Raw genomic sequence first — 20,926 nt, 5'->3', positions numbered from 1 at the left:
GGACGGGCCGCCGACAGGCAGCAGTCAGGCTCGCTGAGAATCGAGCCTGCTCCCACAGCGCTGAAGGAAGGGTGAGACGACGAAGGGCTGGGGCTCAGAAGGATTCCCAGTTGTCGGAGCCCGCCAGTGCGAGTGCACCAGCCGGTTTTGCCTGAGCTGGACGAGCCGGTGCAGCCTTCGCGGTGCTGGCGGCCTTTAGCGCCCCGCCAGGCTTGCGGACGGGCAACGGCGCGAGGAGGGCCTTGCGCACCACCGGCGCGGCAGGCGCGACAGCCCGCTGATCAGCCAGCTTGAAGACGCGCACGGCCTCTGCCAGCGCGGCGGCCTGGTGCTTCAGGCTATCTGCCGCGGCGGCGCTTTCTTCCACCAGGGCGGCGTTCTGCTGCGTCACCTGGTCGAGCTGGTTCACGGCTTCGCCCACCTGGCTGATGCCCTTGGACTGCTCGGCCGTCGCGTTGGCGATCTCAGAGATGAGCTGGTTGACGCCCTGCACCTGGGTGACGATGTCGGTCATTGAGCTGCCAGCTTCATCCACCTGGCGCGTGCCCATTTCGACCTTCTCGACGCTGGCGCTGATCAGCGACTTGATCTCCTTGGCCGCATCGGCCGATCGGCCGGCCAAGCTGCGCACCTCGCTGGCCACGACGGCGAAGCCGCGGCCCTGTTCGCCGGCGCGCGCCGCCTCCACCGCTGCGTTCAGCGCAAGGATGTTGGTCTGGAACGCGATGCCGTCGATGACACCGATGATGTCGACGATCTTGCGCGGCGCGGCGGAGATGTCCTGCATCGTGCTGACGACAGCACCGACGGCCTCGCCTCCCTTCACCGCCGCGGCCGAGGCCTGCTGGGCCAGTGCGCTGGCCTGCTGCGTCGTGTCGGCGTTGTGCCGCACGGTGCCGGCCATCTCTTCCATCGACGCCGCCGTCTGCTGCAGGTTGCTCGCCTGCTCTTCGGTGCGCTGGCTCAGGTCCTGGTTGCCGGTGGCAATTTGGGCCGAGCCGGTGGCGATGTTCTCGCTGCTGTTGCGCACCTGGCCGACGATGCGGGCAAGGTTGTCGTTCATGTCGCCCAGCGCGCCGAGCAGATCGGCGGTTTCGTCCTTGCCCTGTACGTGGATGGCGGACGTGAGGTCACCGCCAGCCACGGCCTTGGCCACCCCCACGGCCTCATGCAGCGGCCGGACGATGCTGCGCGAGATGACCACCGCAAGCGCAATGCCGCTGAGCAGAGCGATGGCGATGGCCACCGCATTGACCCAGAGCACCGAGCGATAAGTAGCCGCTGCCGCGTCTCCGCTTGCGACGGCCCCCTTCACATTCAGTTCAACATCCTGCTCGATCGCCTTGAGGAGCGCGGAAAAGGATGTTGAGGCTTGATGAGTCGAGTAGCTGCGCGCCTCTGCGAAGTGCTCAACGCCACCACTAGACAGCGCGATGAGCTGCTTGTCATCTTTCAGGTGCGCCGCCCACAGCGTCTTGATCTGTTCGAGCAACGCCGCCTCCTCAGCAGAGGACACCAGCTTTTCATACTCGGCGAGCACAGCCGGAATATCTTTGTTCAGCAGTTGGTCGTGGGTGGCAAGCTGTGTCGCCTTGCCCGCATCGCTTTCCTCCAGCACATGGCGCATCGAGGCACGCCTCAACCCGTTGACCTTCGCGCGCAGATCGCCTAACGACCGAACGCTGGGCAACCAGTTGTCTGCCAAATCGATCGCATTGGCGTTGAGTCGTGACGACTGGTACATGCCGAGACCCGCGATGGTGCACAGCAGCAGCAGCAGCGCAAAACCCAAGGCGAGCCGCGCCCCGATCCTGAGGTGGTTGAACATGATGTCCGATCCCTGAAGTTGAGCGCCGCAGTGAGAAATGGCCGGCGGCAGCGCAAGCGCCGGAAGTTCTGATTACGCCTAGTTTCACCTCGCAAATTTATCAATTCAAGTGCCATGCACCGGAAGCCGCTTCCGCGGCGCATTAGTTCGCGTCTCTCCATGGCGGCCGGTGCAAGGCAGCGCCTTAACCCTCGCCTCACCTTGGCCTCATGCAGCCCTCACCGGCCGTTTCTAGAGTCCGCCTCAACGGCTGCACCGCAGCCGGCTGAGGAGAACTTCATGACCCAGACTGCCAAGTTGACGTTGACTGCGGCCGCTGCCGCCCTGCTGGGCGCAGGCGTGACGCTGAGCACCACCGCTTCGGGCTGGACGGTGCCTGGCCTGTTCAAGGACAAGCCCCTCGTCGCCGCGCCAGCCGGCGACACGGCAAGCGTCGGCGCGACCGCCACGGCGGCGACCGTGGCCACGCCGGCCTTGGCCATGCCGCCGGCCCAACTGCCCAACTACCGCGCCATCGTGCAGACGCAGGGTCCGGCGGTGGTGGGCATCACCGTCGCCGGCCTGCACAAGGTGGACGGGCCAGCCGTCATGCAAGGCCCCGGCGCGGACGACGACGACCCGTTCTTCCGCTTCTTCCGCGGCATCCCGGGCCTGCGCATGCCGCAACAGATGAACCCGGGCGCCCAGCCGTTCCGCGGCCAGGGCTCGGGCTTCATCATCAGCACCGACGGCCTGATCCTGACCAACGCCCACGTCGTGCGCGACGCCAAGCAGGTGACCGTCAAGCTCAACGACCGTCGCGAGTTCTCGGCCCAGGTGCTGGGCAGCGACCCGGCCACCGACATCGCCGTGCTGAAAGTCGACGCCAAGGGCCTGCCCACGGTGCAGCTGGGCGACCCGAAACAGGTGCAGGTGGGCGACTACGTGCTGGCCATCGGCGCGCCGTTCGGCTTCGAGCAGACGGCCACACAAGGCATCGTCAGCGCGAAGGGCCGCAGCCTGCCGGGAGACAGCGTCGTGCCCTTCATCCAGACCGACGCGGCCGTGAACCCCGGCAACTCGGGAGGCCCGCTGTTCGACGCGGCCGGCCGCGTGGTCGGCGTGAATGCACAGATCTACTCGCAGAGCGGCGGCTTCCAAGGCCTGGCGTTCTCCATCCCGGTCGACGTGGCGCTGAAGGTGAAGGAGCAGATCGTCGCCCACGGCAAGGTGGAGCACGCACGGCTGGGCGTCACGCTGCAGGACCTGTCCGCGCCCCTGGCCGCGTCCTTCGGCCTGGAAGCACCGGACGGCGCCCTCGTCTCCAGCGTTCAGCCCGGCAGCGCCGCGGCCAAGGCGGGCCTCAAGGCGGGCGACGTCATCACCGGCATCGACGGCGAGCCGGTGCGAGTGGCGGGCGACGTGTCCAGCCGCGTGGGCCTGGCACGCCCGGGCGACAAGATCAGGCTGGACCTGTGGCGCGACAAGAACCGCCACAGCGAAACCGTGGCGCTGGGCCGCGCCGACAAGGACGCCGAGCAGGCCGCCGCCGCGCCCGAGGGCGGCCAACTGGGCCTGGCGCTGCGCCCGCTGGAGAAGCAGGAGCTGCGCGGCTCCGGCCTGGACCACGGTCTGCTCATCGAACGCGTCGGCGGCCCCGCGCAACTGGCCGGCGTGCAGCCGGGCGACGTGCTGCTGGCCTTGAACGGCAAGCCGGTCAACGACATCGACCAGGTGCGCGACGTCATGAAGGACAAGCCCAAGCAGGTGGCGCTGCTCGTCGCGCGCGACGGTCAGCAGATCTTTGTGCCGGTGCGGCTGGGCTGACGCGAAGAGTGGCCGGCGCGACCTGCACGCGACGGCCGTTCCGCCTTTCCATATAGCGGGTCAGCGTCGCCCGCGGGGCGATGCGGCCCGTCGTTCACCACCTCTCACTACCGCCCTGCCGTCGCAGAGCCAGAGTCATCAAGAACACGCCGGCGACAACTGCAGCGGCGCTCGTTCCAAGCATCGCGAATGACCAGGCAGTCTTCAAGCCGATGCCCCCACCGATGCCCAACACGGCGCCGCACAGCACCAGCAGGCGGCGCCATGCCGGCAACCCGTCGAGGTCATTGAGCGCCTGCGTCAAACCGGGCGTCAAGGTCCGCGCACCAGAGGGGGCAGGCGGCAAACTCCCGCGACGCGCCGCGTCGATCTCGGCTCCGGTCGCGCAGGCCGGGAAACCACAAGCGATGCAGCGGTCAGTTCCCGCAGCACAAGAGGCCTCACAAACGAAACATCGCCAAGCGTAGGGAACGGCCATTCGTCGCCACGAACTTAATGCGCCAGCACGGTGCCTGAGCATCCAGGCTCTGGCGAGCGTTGTCGGCAGGAGCTCACATCAAGCACCGGAACGCCGCTGCCCTCCAGAGCGCGCCTCATGCCATCCCGTTGTCCACGTAATCCGCGAACCCGGGTCGAGTGGTCAGCCGCGACATCCAGGCGTCAACTGCCGGCAATGAAACGCGCTCGATCGGCGCGTTCTTCCACCGCTGCGTGGAGAGCCCCAACACCACGTCGGCCAAAGTGAAGTCGTCACCCGTCACACAGGCGCCGGTACGCTCCAGCTGCGCGTCCAGCATGGCCATGTAGCGGTTCCAGCTTCCGACGCTGGCGGCGATGCTCTCCGGCGCCGCCGGCTGGCCGCGTACCAGCGCCATGAAGGCGACGCGCCAGCTGTTGTTGAGCTCCCCAGCCTGCCAGTCCATCCACTGCTCGACACGGGCTCGCGCCTGCGGCTCGGTGGGCAGTAGCGTCGTGGCATGCAGCTTGTTTGCAAGGTAGCGACAGATGCTGTTGCTCTCCCACAGCACGAAGTCGCCGTCGATGAGCACCGGGATCAACCCGTTGGGGTTGAGCGCCAGGTAGGCTGGATCCTGCGTGGTACGGAAACCCGTGCCCCAGTCCTCGCGATCGAGCGACAGCCCGAGCTGCGCAACGGTCCACATCACCTTTCGGACGTTGATGGAGGTCAGGCGGCCGAGAAGTTTCATGGAATCAGCTCAGTGAGGAGGTCAAAGTCCCATCATCCGCCAGGGCCGATCGCCGCACGGCCCGCAGGGGTCAATCGGGCGGTCCATCGGCCGCCGTCATCCACCTGCAGCACCACCCAGCCCGGTCCCGTCACACCGCCGAGCGTCGCTTCGCTGAACAGCGTCAGCTCGCGCAGCAGCACGCTGACACGCTCGCCACGCCGCTTGGCCAGGCGCGTAAGGGCCACCCCCTCGCCTTCGTCCAGCGCCTGCAGAAGCCGCAGCACCCCGTCATCCGGCATGCGGGCTCAGCACGACGGGGATGGACTTGCTGGTGGGCGTGCGCGCGGTGACGGAGAAGCTCTCTAGCGGCACCAGCGGGTTGGTCTCGGGGTAGTAGCTGGCCAGGCAACCGCGCGGGATGTCATAGGCCACAAGCAGGAAGCGCTCGGCACGGCGCTGCTGCACCTCCGTGCCGCCCTCTGCGACGTAAAGGCTCGTGATGTCGACCCACTCGCCGGCCTGCAGGCCCAGGTCCTTCAGGTCGTCGGCATGGATGAAGACGACGCGGCGGTGCCCGTAGACGCCGCGGTAGCGATCGTCCAGGCCGTAGATCGTCGTGTTGTACTGGTCGTGCGAGCGCAGCGTCGTCAGAGTGAAGACGCGCACGTCCCGCTGCCGCTCGGCGACACGCGCGATGGCGTTGTCGGTGGGCAGCGCGTGCGTCGTGAACTGCGCCCTGCCACCCGGCGTGGCCCACACGCGTTCGCTGGCGGTGTTGCGCAGCCGGAAGCCGCCGGGCGCCCTGACCTTCTCGTTGAAGCCGGCGAAGTCCGGCAGCACGGCCTCAATCTTGTCGCGGATGGCCGCGTAGTCGCCCGCGAGCTGCGGCCACGGCGTGCGGCTGGCCGGCAACGTCGCGGCGGCCATGCGGGCTACGACCATCGGCTCGGACAGCAGGTGCTCGCTGGCCGGCGCGTTCATGCCCATCGACAGGTGCACCATGCTCATCGAGTCTTCCACCGTGACGCCCTGCGGGCCGGTGGCCTGCATGTCGATCTCGGTGCGGCCCAGCACCGGCAGCACCAGCGCCTGCCGGCCGTGCACGACGTGGCTGCGGTTGAACTTGGTCGTGATGTGCACGGTCAGCTCGCACTGGCGCAGCGCGCGCCAGGTCGCCGCCGTGTCGGGCGTCGCGGCGGCGAAGTTGCCGCCCATCGCGATGAAGACCTTGCCCTGGCCGTCCAGCATAGCCTGGATGGCGCCGACGGTGTCGACGCCATGCTCGCGCGGCGGCTCGAAACCGAAGACCTCGCCCAGACGGTCGAGGAAAGCCGGCGCGGGCCGCTCGAAGATGCCCATCGTGCGGTCGCCCTGCACGTTGCTGTGGCCGCGCACCGGGCAGGCGCCCGCCCCGGGCCGGCCAAGGTTGCCGCGCAGCAGCAAGAGGTTGACGATCATCTGGATCGTCGCAACCGAATGCCGGTGCTGCGTGATGCCCATGCCCCAGCAGGCGATGACGCGTTCGCTGGCAATGTAGAGGTCTGCCGCCTGCTCGATCTGCTCACGCGTCAGGCCTGAGGCCTCGACCAGCGGCTCCCAGGGCTGGGAGCGCAGGTCGGCGAGGAAGCTGTCGATGCCTTGCGTGTGTTCGCTGATGAAGGCGGTGTCCAGCGCATCGCGCTCGACGACGCGTTTGCACATGCCCTTGAGCAGCGCGAAGTCACCACCGACCTTCAGCTGGAAGTAGTGGCTGCTGATCGGCGAATCGCCCAGCGTCGCCATCTCCAGCGCGTTCTGCGGGTCGGCGAAGCGCTCCAGACCGCGCTCGCGCAGCGGGTTGAAGCTGACGATGCGCGCGCCGCGCTTTCGGGCCGCACGCAGCTCGCCCAGCATGCGCGGATGGTTGGTGCCGGGGTTCTGGCCGAAGACGAGGATGCAGTCGGCCTGCTCGAAGTCCTGCAGCGTGACCGTGCCCTTGCCCACGCCGATGGTGGGCCGCAGGCCCGAGCCGCTGGGCTCGTGGCACATGTTGGAGCAGTCGGGGAAGTTGTTCGTGCCGTACTCCCGGACGAACAGCTGGTACAGGAAAGCGGCCTCATTGCTGGTGCGGCCCGACGTGTAGAAGATGGCCTGGTTGGGGTCCGGCAGGGCCTGCAGCTCGCGCGCGATCAGCGCGAAGGCGTCGTCCCACGTCGTGCGGCGGTACCGGTCGCTGTCAGCGTCGTAGACCATGGGCTCGGTCAGCCGGCCGGTGGCCTCCAGCTCGAAATCCGATGCCTCGGTCCACTCACGCAACGTCTTCGCGCCGATGACCTCCGGCGTCGCCCGCCGGGCGGTGGCCTCGTTGGCCACGGCCTTGGCGCCGTTCTCGCAGAACTCGAACGTCGAGCGGTGATCGCGGTCGGGCCAGGCGCAGCCGGGGCAGTCGAAGCCGTCGGCCTGGTTGGCATGCAGTAGCGTCTTGGCGCCCTTGACGGCCACGCCCTGCTCGCTGAGGTGGTGGGCCACGCTCTTCAGCGCCGCCCAGCCCCCAGCCGGGCCGTCGTACCACTCGATCTTCTGTTCGCTCATGTCGTCGTCGAAAAAATGGCCCCGCGCCTGGGATGGCAGCGGGGCTGGTCAGCCTATCAGGGCCGGCGCTCAGTGGAAGAACTTGCCGACGTTGATGAGGGTCTTGTAGACGCCCCAGGCCAGTGGGATGCCGACGGCCGCCCATGCGAGCACGACGATCACCGGCGAGGTCGCCGCGGACGTGCCTGCGACCATGCCGGCCTCAGAGGCAGCGGCGCGCTCGCGGGCCAGCTTCTTTTCCTGCGCCAGTTCCTCGTCGCTCATGAAATGACGCGCGTCCACGGGCTTCACCATCAGGTTGGCGACGAGTCCCACGGCAAGCATCCCGACGAGGATGTACATCGTCTGGTTGTAGACCTGCTCGCGCGGCAGGCCCAGGCCCAGCTGGTAGTCGCGCATGTAGTTCACGACGACCGGGCCGAGGATGCCGGCCGTGGCCCAGGCCGTCAGCAGCCGGCCATGGATGGCACCGACCATCTGCGTGCCGAACAGGTCGGCCAGGTAGGCCGGCACCGTGGCGAAGCCGCCGCCGTACATGCTCAGGATGACGCAGATGGCGCCGACGAACAGCAGCGTGGAGCCGGCCGCGGCGCTGCTCGGGATGCTGGCGTACAGCAGGCCGCCCAGCACGAAGAAGACGACGTAGGTCATCTTGCGGCCCAGCTTGTCGGACAGGCTCGCCCAGAAGAAACGGCCGCCGATGTTGAACAGGCTCAGCAGCGCCGTGAAGCCCGCGGCCACGCCGGCGATGGTCGCCAGCTGCGCCTTGTCCAGCTCGACGAACTTTGCGGGCACGCCGATCAGCGAGCCGCCGAATACCTCCTGCAGCATCGGGCTGGCCATGCCGATGACGCCGATGCCGGCCGACACGTTCATGCACAGCACGACCCACACGAGCCAGAACTGCGGGATGCCCCAGACCTTCTTCACGTGCACGTGGCGCTGCGTGATCATCGCGTTGCCGGTCTGCGCGGCCGGCGGTGTCCAGCCCTCGGGCTTCCAGCCGGTGGGCGGCACGCGGTAGCCCAGTGCGCCGCCCATCATGAAGACGAAATAGACCAGCGCCATGACGACGAAGGTCTGCGTGACGCCGACATCCGTAGACGTGGCGAAGGACTTCATCAGCTCGGCCGCGAGCGGCGAACCGATCATCGCGCCACCGCCGAAGCCCATGATGGCCATGCCGGTGGCCATGCCGCGCCTGTCGGGGAACCACTTGATCAGCGTGGACACCGGGCTGATGTAGCCCAGCCCCAGGCCGATGCCGCCGATGACCCCGCTGCCGAGGATCATCAGCCAGAACTGGTGGCTGTGGATGCCGAGTGCCGAGATCAGCATGCCGCCGCACCAGCACAGCGCCGACACGACACCCGCCTTGCGCGGGCCGGCGCGCTCCAGCCAGCCACCCCACAGCGCGGCAGAGCAGCCGAGGAAGACGAAGAACAGCGTGTACATCCAGCCCAGCGTCGAGACCTTCCAGTCGCAACTCGTGATGAATAGCTCCTGGAAGAAGCCCACGTCCGGACCGCACTTGATGGACTCCTTGATGCCGAGCGCCTTGCTCAGCGGCAGCCAGAACACGGAGAAGCCATAGGCCATGCCGATGCACAGGTGGATGGCCAGTGCGGCCGGCGGCACGAGCCAGCGGTTGAACCCGGCGCCGGCGATGGTGTGCTCCTTGTCGAGCCAGCCGGCGCTCCGGCCCGGACCGGGCACGGCATCGATTCCCACAGAAGACATGTCGATTCCCTCAGACGATGATTACAGGCCGCGGTCGCGGCGACGAAAGACGCCCGCAGGGGTGCACGGGCGCCGGGGGAGGATAGGAGTCACTCCGTGTCATGGTCACGTTTGGTCGGCCGTGTAAACACCTAGTCTTACCGGGCGCGTGGTAACGGGTCGTTAATGCCGGCGACGGTGCGAAACGCCCCTATCCTCAACCGCCATGCGACGTGTATTGATCATTGACGACCACCCTGGCGTGGGCCAGGCGCTTGAGCTGCTGCTGTCCCTGCACGACATCGAGGCCCGCATGGCCGCCAGCCCCGCCGAGGGACTGGCGCTGCTCGACGCGCAGCCGTTCGGCCTCGTCATCCAGGACATGAACTTCACCGCCGACACGACGTCCGGCGAGGAAGGCGAGGCGCTGTTCCGCGCCATCCGCGCGAAGCGGCCGGACCTACCCGTCATCCTGCTGACCGCCTGGACGCGGCTGGACGCGGCGGTCGCGCTCGTCAAGGCCGGCGCGGCCGACTACCTCGCCAAGCCGTGGGACGACGCCAAGCTGCTGGCCACCGTCGAGAACCTGCTGGAACTGGGCGAGGCCAACCGAGAGATCGCACAGCTGCGCGAGGCGCGGGCCGCCCGGCACGCCGCGCTGGCGCGGCGCTTCGACCTGGCCGGCGTCGTGTTCGCGTCGGACGCGATGGCCAACCTGCTGGAGCTGGCCGGGCAGATCGCCGCGGCGCCGGTGCCAGTGCTCATCACCGGTCCCAACGGCGCCGGCAAGGAGCGCATTGCGGCCTTCGTACACGCCAACTCCACCACCGGAGAAGGCCCCTTCGTCGCGCTGAACTGCGGCGCGCTGCCGGCCGAACTGATCGAGGCCGAGCTGTTCGGCAGCGACACGGGCGCCTACACCGGCGCTGCCAAGGCGCGCATGGGCCGCTTCGAGGCGGCGAACGGCGGCACGCTGTTCCTTGACGAGATCGGCAACCTGCCGCTGGCCGGCCAGGTGAAGCTGCTGCGCGTTCTGGAGACCGGCCAGTTCGAGCGCCTGGGCTCCAGCAAGACCCGGCAGACGCACGTGCGCGTGCTGAGCGCGACGAACGCCGACCTGCGCGCGATGGTGAAGTCAGGCGCGTTCCGCGAGGACCTGTTCTACCGTCTCAACCTCATCGAGCTGAAGCTGCCTCCGCTCGCCGACCGCCGCGACGATGTGCTGCCGCTGGCGGAGCACTTCCTGGCCGGCCGTGCGCGGCTGGGCGACGCCGCGCGCGACGCGCTGCTGGCCCATCGTTGGCCGGGCAACGTGCGCGAGCTGAAGAACGCCGTCGAGCGCGCCGCGCTGCTGGGCCAGGGCGGCGAGATCACGCCAGCGCTGCTGGGGCTGGAGGACGCAGCGGCCGGCGGCGCCGGGGCATGGCGCAACCTCGACGAGCCGAGCCGCGACGCCGTCATCGCGGCACTGCATGCGGCCGGCGGCGTCGTCAGCCGCGCGGCGACGCAGCTGGGGCTGTCGCGCCAGGCGCTGTACCGGCGGCTGGAGCGTTACGGGATCGCACCCTGATGAAGCGGCCGGGGTCGATGTCGCTACGAGCGCGGGCGCTGCTGGCGCTGGCCGCCTCCGCCGCGGCGCCGCCACTCGTCGTGCTCGTGTTGCGCCGCCTGGGCCTGGCGAGCGAGCTCGCCTTCGCTGCGGCCGTGGTGGTCATGCTGCCGCTGCTGGCCTGGCTGGCCGCGCTGTGGCTGGCGCCGCTGCGGCGGCTGACACGTGCACTCGAAGGCGCTGTGCTCAGCTACCGTGACGGCGACTTCAGCCTCAGCCTGGCCGCCGACGGGCCGCGCGAGCTGGCGCAGCTGATGCGGCTGCACGCCGAGCTGGGCCTGAGCCTGCGGGAGCAGCGCCAGCACCTGGCCCAGCGCGAGCTGCTGCTGGACACTGTCGTGCAGAACACGCCTGTGGCACTGGTACTGACGGCACCGAGCGAGCGCATCGCGATCGCCAACCTGGCCGCGCGACAGCTGCTGGGCGAAGGGCGCAGCCTGGTGGGGCTGGACTTCGCCACCGTCATCGCAGCCCAGCCCGAGACGCTGCGCGAAGCGCTGGCGGGTGACGGCGACCGGCTGTTCACCGTCACGCTGCCCGATGGCGCCGAGGAGACGTTTCACCACAGCACCCGCACATTCCGGCTGCAGGGCCAGCCGCACCGGCTGCGGCTGCTGCGGCGCATGACGCGCGAGCTGTCACGCGCCGAGGTCGCGACGTGGAAGCGCGTCATCCGCGTGCTGAGCCACGAGCTGAACAACTCTCTGGCGCCGATCTCGTCGCTGGCCCACAGCAGCGCCGAGCTCGCGCGGCGCGGCGACACCCCGCGGCTGCTGCAGGTGCTGGCCAGCATCGGCGAACGGGCCGCGCACCTGCACGGTTTCCTGTCAGGCTACGCACGCTTCGCGAAGCTGCCGGCACCGAGGCGCGAAACGGTGGACCTAGCGGCCTTCCTGGCCCGGCTGGCCACGCTGGGCCAGTTCCGCGTCGAAGGCGCGCTGCCCGCCGAGGCGGGCTGGTTCGATGCGGCGCAGGTCGAGCAGGCGCTGCTGAACCTCATCAAGAACGCGCACGAGTCCGGCAGCGACCCGGCCGAGGTCGCGCTGCAGCTGGGCGTGCACGGCGGCGAGTTGCGCATCGAGGTGCTGGACCGCGGCCCCGGCATGAGCGAGACCGTGCTGGCTCACGCGCTGCTGCCGTTCTATTCGACCAAGAGGACGGAGCCCGGCAGCCAGGGCGGCACCGGCCTGGGACTGGCGCTGGTGCGGGAGATCGCCGAGGCGCACGACGGCCGCATCACGCTGGCCAATCGCGAGGGCGGCGGCCTGCGCGTGGCCGTCGGCCTGCCCCGGCAAGCCGCGCGGCCGGCGCACTGAAGCCGTGCGCGTCGCGGGCTGACGTTCGGCGGGTCGGCCACCGGGCGAGCGCAAGCAGCCGCAACGCATCGTCACAAAGACGACGCATCCTGGCCGTGAGCGAATCCGCAGCCGGAAGGCTTTGCCGCAGCTGGGGGATGGCCGGGGCTACGGGTCACCCCTAATATGCCGCGCATGCGCATGCCCAACCTCTCACTGCCGCCGCCCGCTGCCGCCGCTCCCTTGGACGAAGGCCAGGTGCTCGGCGTGTGGCGGCTGGAGCGGCCGCTGGCCGATGGCGAGCAGGCCCACGCGGGGCAGTGGTACAGCGCCCACCATGCGCTGGCCACCACGCAGAAGGCGGCCGTGCTGGTGCTGGACCGCAGCGATCAGGGCGCGGGCGTCATGCTCCGCTACGCCGACCAGGCGGGCGACCTGGCCCGGCTGCAACACGCTCACATCGCCGTGCCCAGTGACAGCGGCGTGACACCCGACGCCCATCCGTACCTGATCGTCGAAGGCGAACACGGCGAGCCGCTGCTGCCGCGCCTGCCGCAGCTGGGCCTGCGCGAGCGCATCGAGCTGCTGATCCAGCTCTGCGAGGCGCTGCGCTCGGCGCACCAACAGGGCTGGCTGCTGACCGAGCTGGACCCGGCCATGGTGTGGCTGGGGCCGCACGGCAGCGTTCGCCTGATGGGGCTGGGTCTGGCCCGCATCCCGGACCCCACCGACCCCTTCGACCGCGGCCTGAGCCTGGGTGCCGCGCCAGCCTTCGTCGCGCCGGAGCGGCGTGCTGGCGGGCCGCCCAGCCTGGCCAGCGAGGTCTACGGGCTCGGCGCGTTCGCCCGCATGGTGATCTGCGGCTGGGAGGACACGCCGCGCGGCCTGGCGCCTCTGCGCGCCAGCGTGACTCAGGCCTGGCCGTCGCTGGGCGAGGAGCAACGCGTCAAGCTCGATGCACTGCTTTACGCCACGATGGCCGAGTCTCCCGACCTGCGCACGCGCGGCGCCGAGGGGCTGGCCGACGAACTGCGGGACTGGCTGCGCCTGAGCCCGCCGCGCACCGCCACGACCGAGTCCGCACCGCGGCCGGCGTGGTGGAAGCGCTGGTTCTGGCCGGTGCAGAGACGCGCCTGACCTGCCGCCCGGCAACGGGGTTTCCGGGATGCGCCTGACCGGGGTGCTGGGCAACAATGCGGTCCCCACTTCCGGATCCGCCATGGCCCGCCGTACGCCGCTGCTCGCTCCCCTGGTCAACGCCCGCCGACAGGTCGCTGACGATCCGGCGGCCGTGACGCGCAACGCCGGACAGCGGCACGCGGCCTGATGGCAGCCGTCGGCATGGCGCCCGTAGCGGGCCTGATGGGCCTCGGAGAGCTGCAGCTGCGCCTGCCCGCCTCCAAGACACAGTGGTTCGCCCTCATGGCGGGGCTGGCGCTCGGCCTGCTGGGTCTGGTGCTGGCCTGGCACCACCCGTTGTCCGGCCCGCTGGCGCTGACGGCCTGGGGCGCGTGCGCGCTGGCGGCCGCCGTCTTCTGGGTGAAGACTCCAGTGTTGCTGCTGGCGCCGCTGCCGCTGATCGGCCTGGCGCCGTGGAGCGGCTGGATCACGTTCGAGGAGCAGGACCTGCTCGTCACCGCCTGCGGCTGCGGCGGCTACCTGGCCTATGCGCTGCAGCTCAACGCCCGCGACCGCGCGCCGGCGTGGCGACACGGGCTGGTGTATTCGACGGCCACCGTCGTACTGGTCGGCGCACTCGCGCTGTCGCTGCTGTGGAGCGTCAAGCGCGGCTTTGCCGACGCCGGCGGCTTCCACTTCGGCTGGTTTCACGGTTACCACGAGGCGATGAACTCGGTGCGCAACGCCAAGGCGCTGTTCCTCGTGCTGGCGCTGCTGCCGCTGTGGACGGCCGCCGCCGCCGCGCGGCCCCGGGGCTTCTCGCGCGGCCTGCTGCTGGGGCTGGTGCTCGCACTGGCCGGCGGCAGCGCGTCGGCACTGTGGGAGCGCCTGGCCTACACGGGCCTGCTGGACTTCTCCACCGACTACCGCACGACGGCGCTGTTCTGGGAAATGCATGTGGGAGGCGCCGCGCTGGACGGCTTCCTCGTCATGACGCTGCCGTTCGCGCTGCTGGCGTTGCTGCGCACGCGCTCGCCGTGGCGCTTCGCCATCGGCCTGGGCATCGCGCTGCTGGCGGCCTATGCGGTGCTGACGACGTTCTCGCGCGGCGTCTACCTGGCGCTGCCGCTGGGCCTGGTGCCCATGGTGCTGCTGGCCGATGCGCAACGCCGTCGCGCCGCGGCCTCGGGCGCCGAGAGCAGCCACATTGACAGCACGTTGGGGCCGGTGGACGAGCCGCTGCCGCGCCTGGCCAAGCTCGGCGCGCTGGCGATGGCGGGTGCCTTTGGCCTGGCCGCCATGCTGGTGTTCGGCGGGGGCGGCTACCGCGGGCTGCTGGCGCTGTTCTTCGTCATGATCATCCTGCTGACCATGCCGGCCAGCCTCTGGCGGCCTAGCCTGGGCCAACGCATCATGGCGGTGCTGATGGGCGGCGTGCTGGCGCTGCTGCTGGGCGGTGCGAGCTGGGCGCTGTCGATGGCGGTGCCCAAGGCCGCCTACGTACTCAACGCCGTCGCGCTGATGTGCTGTGCCGCGCTGCGCTGGCGCGACGAGCCCACGCAGACACGTCCCGTCTACGTGCTGCTCGTGACGACGTGCTGGTTCTGGCTGCTGGCCACGATGGTCATCGTGGCGGACTACTGGGGCGGCACGGCAGGCCGCTGGACGTCGCTGGCCGCGGGCCTGGCCCTTGGCGGCCTGTGGGCGGCCATGCTGGTGGAGCCACGCCTGTGGCCGCTGCAGGGCGCCGGCCACCGCGGCAAGGCCGGCTGGCGCAAGCGGGCGCTGCTAGTGACGGGCTTGCTGCTGGTGCTGTCGGTCGTCGCGGCACTGGGCGGCGGTGGCTACCTGCGGGACCGCCTCGCCAGCTGGAAGGAAGACGGCCAGACCCGGCTGACGCACTGGCACGAGAGCCTGCGCCTGCTACACGGCGGGCGGCAATGGCTGTTTGGCAAGGGCACGGGCCGTTTCGTCAGCAGCAACCTGTACGAAGGACCGCTCAGCTCCCGGGCGGGCGACTACCGGCTGCGCACCGACGAGGGCGAGGCCTACCTCGCGCTGACCGCCGGCCAGCACATGCTGGGCAGCGGCGAGCAGTTCCGCGTCAGCCAGCGCATCGCGGCGCCATCGCCCGGCCCGGTCACGCTGACGCTGGTCAGCCGCACGGCGAGCGATGCGCAGATCGTGCTGCAGATCTGCGAGAAGAACCTGATCTACCCGGCCGATTGCATCGGCACGGAACAGCTGCTCAAGCCGCTGCGCCAGGAGGGCAGCCCGACCGGCAGCCCGCCCGGCTGGGAGACGCGCCAGGTGCAGCTCGGCAACGCGCCGGCCATGGGTGGCGACTGGTGGGCGCCGCGCTTCGTCACGTTCTCGATGGCGCTGGACACGCAGGGCGCGCGCGTCGACATCGCGCGCGTGGCGGTGCAGGACGCGCAAGGCCATGCGTTGCTCGTCAATGGCGACTTCAACCGCGAGATGGCCCGTTGGTTCTTCTCCAGCGACCGCCACCACCTGCCCTGGCACATCAAGAACGTGGCGCTGCATGTGCTGTTCGAGCAAGGCCTGCTGGGACTGGCGCTGATGGGCAGCATCTACGTGCTGGCGCTGGCGCGACTGAGCTTCGGCCGCGGCCGCGACCACCCGCTGGCGCCGGCCATCTTCGCTGCGCTGATCGGCTTCGGCACGGTCGGCGCGTTCGACAGCCAGCTCGATGCCGCGCGCATCGGCTTCCTGTTCTTCACGCTACTGCTGCTGGGGTTGGGGTTGAGGGCATTGCCCGGGGAAGGTGTTGCCCGAGTGGCCTGACCGCCCCGCATGCACCTAACCTGCCAGACTGCCGATATCCACCTTCGACCTCGGAATAGCGCTCTACATGACAATGCGCAGCTCGAGCTCCGGGTCGATCACCCCCTTGCCCCACTCCAGCGCCTGCTGAATGGCCAGGCCACAGAGGATGTGCCAGTTCTTCGGCTCCTCGCAAAGCATTCGAACCGCGGGCAGGAGCGCGGGCCACAACGACTTTAGATAGTTGAGCGGAAGGTCGCCCGGCTCATGACCGCTGGGCAAGCGTGGCCGTCCGTAGGCATCGGTTCCAAGGGCGTTCGAGGCGCATTTGAAGATCTCCTGAACGTCAGGCAGCGACTTCGCGCCCAGATGCTGAGCCATCCTATGATCCGCGCCCCATGTCCGCAGCACCCCCGGCCGCCGGCCTCAACCCGGCCCAGCTCGAAGCCGTCCACCATCTGAGCGGCCCCTGCCTCGTCATCGCCGGCGCGGGCTCGGGCAAGACGCGCGTCATCACGACGAAGATCGCCCAGCTGCTCGCGTCGGGCTACCGATCAAGCCAGATCGCCGCCATCACGTTCACGAACAAGGCCGCGCAGGAGATGCGCGAGCGGGCCAAGCAGCTCGTCGGCAACAGGGCGGCCAAGGACCTGGCGATCTCGACCTTCCACTCACTGGGCGTGCGGCTGCTGCGCGAGGAGGGCACGCGGCTCGGGTTGAAGGAGCAGTTCTCCATCCTGGACAGCGACGACGTGCTGAACGTGCTGAAGGACGCCGGCAGCACGACGGACGCCAAGCAGGCGCAGCGCTGGCAGTGGACGATCTCGCTGTGGAAGAACCAGGGCATCGGCCCGCTTCAGGCCGCGCAGATCGCCGCGGACGAGGACGAGCGTTCGGCCGCCGCAGTGATGGTTCGTTACCAGGAACGCCTCGCCGCCTACCAGGCAGTGGACTTCGACGACCTCATCACGCTGCCGCTGAAGCTGCTGACGACCGACGCCGAAGCGCGCGACAAATGGCGGGACAAGCTGCGCTACGTACTGGTGGACGAATACCAGGACACCAACGCCGTGCAGTACGAACTGCTGAAGGCGCTGGTGGGCGAGCGCGGCATGTTCACCGCCGTGGGCGATGACGACCAGTCCATCTACGGCTGGCGCGGCGCGACGATCGAAAACCTGAAGCGGCTGCCGCAGGACTACCCGGCGCTCAAGGTCATCCCGCTGGAGCAGAACTACCGCTCGACGGGCAGCATCCTGCGCGCGGCCAACAACGTCATCGCCGGCAACCCCAAGCTGTTCGAGAAGAAGCTGTGGAGCGAATATGGCGACGGCGAGCCCATCGCGCTGCTGGAGGCCGACGGCGAGGAGCACGAGGCCGAGCGCGCTGTGGCCCGCATCCAGCAGCTGCGCGCCGATGGCAAGGGTCCGGCCTTCAAGGATTTCGCCATCCTCTACCGCGCCAACCACCAGGCCCGCGTGTTCGAGCAGGCGCTGCGCCGCGCGCAGATCCCGTACAAGGTGTCGGGCGGCCAGAGCTTCTTCGACAAGGCCGAGATCAAGGACTTGTGCGCCTGGCTGCGCCTGCTGGTGAACCAGGACGATGACCCGGCCTTCCTGCGCGCGGTGACGACCCCGAAGCGCGGCATCGGCCATACGACGCTGGGCGCCCTGGGCACCTTCTCGGCGCAGTGGAAGTGCAGCATGTTCGAGGCGCTGTTCTCCGAGAGCCTGGCCACGGCCGTCACGGCACGGGCGCTGGCGCAGCTGCACGAGTTCGGCCGCACCGTGAACGAGCTGCAGTACAAGGCCAAGCACACCGAAGGCCACACCGCCGCGCATGCGATGCTGACCGAGTGGCTGAAGGACATCGGCTACGAGGCCCACCTCATCGACAGCGAGGAGAACGAGAAGGTCGCGCAGGCGCGCTGGGGCAATGTGCTGGACTTCGTCGACTGGATCGCCAAGCGCTGCGGCGGTCAGCACAGCGAGGAAGGCGGCGTCAGCTTCACCGAGCCCAAGCAGAGCGTGCTGGACGTGGCGCAGACGATCTCCGTCATCCTGTCGCTTGCCGAGCGTGGCGAGGAGCAGGATCAAGTGACGCTGACGACGCTGCACGCGTCCAAGGGGCTGGAATGGCCGCACGTCGTGCTGGCGGGCGTCAACGAGGGCCTGCTGCCGTTCAAACGGGATGAGGAAGAGATGACGGCCGAGGCGCTGCAGGAGGAGCGGCGGCTCATGTACGTGGGTATCACGCGGGCGCGCACGACACTGGCGGTCTCCACACTGCGCCGGCGCAAGAAAGGCCGCGACACCGTCGTGGGGATTCCGAGCCGCTTCCTGGCCGAAATGAAGCTTCACGAGGCCGGCAACCGCGAGGACCCGCGTGAGAAGCTGAAACGGATTCGCGCCGAATTTGCCGCCAAGGCCGCGGCGCGAGACGACGAAAAGAGCGGCTGAATCGCCCATTCACGGGGGATCCCCCGAAGCGTGTGAAGTCTTCACAGCCTTGCCGCGCTAGGCTGGGAACAATCCGTTTCAGTTCTTCCTCTTCCTCACGGTAGGCCCCGCATCATGAAAGCCGTTCTCCTTGCTGCCCTCGCTGCCCTGAGCTCGTCCACCTTCGCCGGCGCCACTCGTGAGCCCCACGCCGCGAGTGACGGTGCCGCCGTCGTCATGGCCGACGCCGGCCGCCTGGGCGGCGGCTTCGGCGCGCTGAACAACCGCCGCTGGGAACCGGCCGAAGCGCCGGTCGACACCGACGCCACCGGCCTGCCGATGGACCTTGATGCCGGCACGCTGGCCATCGGCCTGGGTGCACTGGCCCTCGCCCTCTACCGCCCCGTCGGCCGCGCGCTGCGCCGCCAGGAACAGCAACGCCGCGCCGCGGCACTCGCCAGCACGCTGGGACAAGCCCCGCGCCGCTGATCACCCGCCGTCAGATAGCCAGCGGATCCACATCCACGGCCCACCGGAGCACGGCCTTGTGCTCCTTCTTCAGCGCGATCAGCGCCGGCATCCAGGCCCGAAGCCGGGCCTGCAACCGCGCGCGCTGCCCCGCCTCCACCAGCATCTGCATGCGCTCCACGTCGGCGACGCGCGCGACGGCATGAGGCACCGGCGGGTAGACCAGCACCTCGGCGTCCTGCACCAGCTCAGCCGCGGCCGCCAGGAAGGCCTGCGCCGCTTCCGCGGTCCGCGCCTCGGCCCGCAGCAACGCCAGATGTGAGAACGGCGGCAGGCTGGCCGAGCGGCGTTCGGCCAGTTGGTCGGTCGCGAAGCGCACGTAGTCGTGCCGCGCCAGCGCCTGGTAAAGCGCATGGTCGCGATGCCAGGTCTGCACCCACATCTCGGCCGGATGCTCGCCGGAGGCGCCCCGCCCAGCCCGCCCGCCGGCCTGCATCAGCAGCGCGAACAGCCGCTCAGGCGCGCGGAAATCGCTGCTGAACAGCGCGCCGTCCGGGTTCACCGCGGCGACGAAGCGGATGCGCTGGAAGTCGTGCCCCTTGGTGATCATCTGTGTGCCGACGAGGATGTCCACATCGCCGTCATGCACGGCCTTCAACTGGGCCTCCAGCTCACCCTTGCGACGCGTGGAGTCGGCGTCGATGCGCAGCACACGTGCGCCGGGCAGGGCCTCGGCCAGCTGCTCCTCCAGCCGCTCGGTGCCGCGGCCGATGGGCGCGATGTCGTGGTTGCCGCAGTTGGGGCAGGCGCTCGGCACGCGCTCGGTGAAGCCGCAATGGTGGCAGCGCAGCGTGCGGTCGCGCTTGTGGAAGACACGCCACGCGCTGCAGTGCGGGCAGTCGCTCTTCCACTGGCACTCGCCGCAGTGCAGCACCGGGGCGTAGCCCCGTCGGTTCAGGAACACGAGGCTTTGCTCGCCGCGGTCCAGTCGTTCTCGCAGTGCCCCCAGCAGCGGCGCGGTCAGCGCCGTCGTGACGCCGGGTGTGGCCGCCAGCGATTTCATATCGAACAGCCGCACCCGAGGCAAGTCGCCCCCGGCCGCGCGCAGCTTCATTGTCAGCCGTTCATAACGGCCCGACTCCGCGTGCTGCCAGCTCTCCAGCGACGGCGTGGCCGAGCCCAGCACGACGGGAACCTTCAGGTCATGCGCGCGCCACACGGCCAGGTCTCGCGCGGAGTAGCGGGCGCCGTCCTGCTGCTTGTACGAGGGATCATGCTCCTCGTCGACGACGATGAGGCCCAGATCCGGCAGCGAGGCGAAGACGGCCAGCCGCGTGCCCAGCACCAGGCGTGCCCGACCGAGGTGGGCCGCCAGCCAGTTCTGCAGGCGCTGTGCCGGCGTCAGCGCGCTGTGCAGCGACACGATGGCCAGCGGCTCGGGCAGCAGCGCCGCGAAGCGCTCGGTGAAGCGCGCCTCGAGCTGCGGCGTCAGGTTGATCTCGGGCACGAGCACGAGCACCTGCCGGCCGGCGGCCAGCGCTGCCTCGGCCGCGCGCAGGTAGACCTCGGTCTTGCCGCTGCCGGTCACGCCAAACAGCAGCAGCGGCTTCGGCACGGCGGAGGCCCGCTGTGCCTCGATGCGGGCAACGGCCTCGGCCTGTTCGCCGTTCAGCACCGGCCGGGCTGGCTCGGTGGGCGCCGCACTCTTGGCCGCCTTGCGCTCCAGCTTGCGCAGCCTCGCGGCGAGCTGATCCGGCGATAACTCGCGCAGCTGCGGCGGCAGCACGGCGCTGGACAGCTCGCCAACGCTGCGCTGGTAATAGCCGGCGGCGAACTCCAGCAACCGGCACCAGTCCTGCCCCAGCGGAGGCAGGGCGTCGAACACGGCGGCGACGGGTCGCAAGGCCACGTCCGGCGCGGCGGCCTCGCCAGGCCAGACGACGCCCAGCAGCTCTCGCCTGCCCAGCGGCACCCGCACCAACGAGCCGGGGGCGAGCGCCTGCTCACTCGCATAGTCAAGTGGCGCCGTCAGCCCGCTGTGCTGCGGCGCGTCGACCGCCACGCGCACAGTCTCGGGCAGCTGAGATTCAGCCACG

At 69.6% G+C, this 20,926-nt stretch carries 14 protein-coding genes; 7 read left to right on the top strand and 7 right to left on the bottom strand.

The window, feature by feature from the left end; all coding sequences use genetic code 11:
* Positions 1-94: 94 nt before the first annotated feature.
* The gene (locus LXT13_RS06935; protein WP_233371088.1) at positions 95-1,828 is read right to left on the bottom strand and encodes a methyl-accepting chemotaxis protein; all 1,734 of its coding nucleotides are present in this window, start codon (positions 1,826-1,828) and stop codon (positions 95-97) included.
* 279 nt (positions 1,829-2,107) lie between these two features.
* On the opposite strand from LXT13_RS06935, the gene LXT13_RS06930 reads away from it, so the two are divergent.
* On the top strand, positions 2,108-3,634 hold the full coding sequence (locus LXT13_RS06930; RefSeq protein ID WP_233371086.1) for a Do family serine endopeptidase: 1,527 nt from the start codon (positions 2,108-2,110) through the stop codon (positions 3,632-3,634).
* 593 nt (positions 3,635-4,227) lie between these two features.
* On the opposite strand, the gene LXT13_RS06925 is transcribed toward LXT13_RS06930, so the two are convergent.
* The 4 genes from LXT13_RS06925 to LXT13_RS06910 form a co-directional block, all read right to left on the bottom strand.
* On the bottom strand, positions 4,228-4,842 hold the full coding sequence (locus LXT13_RS06925) for a glutathione S-transferase family protein (RefSeq protein ID WP_233371084.1): 615 nt from the start codon (positions 4,840-4,842) through the stop codon (positions 4,228-4,230).
* A 32-nt stretch (positions 4,843-4,874) separates the two neighbouring features.
* Positions 4,875-5,123 carry a hypothetical protein gene (locus LXT13_RS06920; RefSeq protein WP_233371082.1) on the bottom strand — a complete coding sequence of 83 codons (249 nt, stop codon included), beginning with the start codon at positions 5,121-5,123 and terminating at the stop codon, positions 4,875-4,877.
* On the bottom strand, positions 5,113-7,395 hold the full coding sequence (locus tag LXT13_RS06915; RefSeq protein ID WP_233371080.1) for an FdhF/YdeP family oxidoreductase: 2,283 nt from the start codon (positions 7,393-7,395) through the stop codon (positions 5,113-5,115). The genes LXT13_RS06920 and LXT13_RS06915 overlap by 11 nt, the downstream gene beginning before the upstream one ends.
* A 69-nt stretch (positions 7,396-7,464) precedes the next feature.
* Complete coding sequence (locus LXT13_RS06910; protein WP_233371078.1) at positions 7,465-9,135, bottom strand: OFA family MFS transporter; 1,671 nt, start codon at positions 9,133-9,135, stop codon at positions 7,465-7,467.
* Positions 9,136-9,340: 205 nt separating this feature from the next.
* Here LXT13_RS06910 and LXT13_RS06905 point away from each other — a divergent pair, with 205 nt between their 5' ends.
* The 4 genes from LXT13_RS06905 (at position 9,341) to LXT13_RS06890 (ending at position 15,945) form a co-directional block, all read left to right on the top strand.
* Positions 9,341-10,684, top strand: a complete 1,344-nt coding sequence (locus tag LXT13_RS06905) for a sigma-54-dependent transcriptional regulator (RefSeq protein ID WP_233371076.1) — start codon at positions 9,341-9,343, stop codon at positions 10,682-10,684.
* The gene (locus tag LXT13_RS06900) at positions 10,684-12,039 is read left to right on the top strand and encodes a sensor histidine kinase (RefSeq protein WP_233371075.1); all 1,356 of its coding nucleotides are present in this window, start codon (positions 10,684-10,686) and stop codon (positions 12,037-12,039) included. The genes LXT13_RS06905 and LXT13_RS06900 overlap by 1 nt, the downstream gene beginning before the upstream one ends.
* 174 nt (positions 12,040-12,213) lie before the next feature.
* Complete coding sequence (locus LXT13_RS06895) at positions 12,214-13,155, top strand: serine/threonine-protein kinase (protein ID WP_233371073.1); 942 nt, start codon at positions 12,214-12,216, stop codon at positions 13,153-13,155.
* A gap of 189 nt (positions 13,156-13,344) precedes the next feature.
* Positions 13,345-15,945, top strand: a complete 2,601-nt coding sequence (locus LXT13_RS06890; RefSeq protein ID WP_233371071.1) for a hypothetical protein — start codon at positions 13,345-13,347, stop codon at positions 15,943-15,945.
* Positions 15,946-16,008: 63 nt separating this feature from the next.
* On the opposite strand, the gene LXT13_RS06885 is transcribed toward LXT13_RS06890, so the two are convergent.
* A complete protein-coding gene (locus tag LXT13_RS06885; protein ID WP_233371068.1) occupies positions 16,009-16,305 on the bottom strand; it encodes a hypothetical protein in 297 nt (98 codons plus the stop codon).
* Positions 16,306-16,322: 17 nt separating this feature from the next.
* Between LXT13_RS06885 and LXT13_RS06880 the strand changes: the two genes are divergently transcribed.
* Complete coding sequence (locus tag LXT13_RS06880) at positions 16,323-18,383, top strand: ATP-dependent helicase (RefSeq protein ID WP_233371067.1); 2,061 nt, start codon at positions 16,323-16,325, stop codon at positions 18,381-18,383.
* A gap of 114 nt (positions 18,384-18,497) precedes the next feature.
* On the top strand, positions 18,498-18,851 hold the full coding sequence (locus LXT13_RS06875; RefSeq protein WP_233371065.1) for a hypothetical protein: 354 nt from the start codon (positions 18,498-18,500) through the stop codon (positions 18,849-18,851).
* Between the two features lie 10 nt (positions 18,852-18,861).
* Here the strand turns inward: LXT13_RS06875 and LXT13_RS06870 are convergent, their stop codons facing one another.
* Positions 18,862-20,925 carry a primosomal protein N' gene (locus LXT13_RS06870; RefSeq protein ID WP_233371063.1) on the bottom strand — a complete coding sequence of 688 codons (2,064 nt, stop codon included), beginning with the start codon at positions 20,923-20,925 and terminating at the stop codon, positions 18,862-18,864.
* Position 20,926: the final 1 nt, after the last annotated feature.

The sequence above is a fragment of the Pelomonas cellulosilytica genome, assembly GCF_021353265.1.
In the GTDB taxonomy this organism is placed as follows: domain Bacteria; phylum Pseudomonadota; class Gammaproteobacteria; order Burkholderiales; family Burkholderiaceae_C; genus Pelomonas; species Pelomonas cellulosilytica.
The sequence above is the reverse complement of the archived record's forward strand: the minus strand, read 5'-3'. Positions and strand labels throughout refer to the sequence as shown.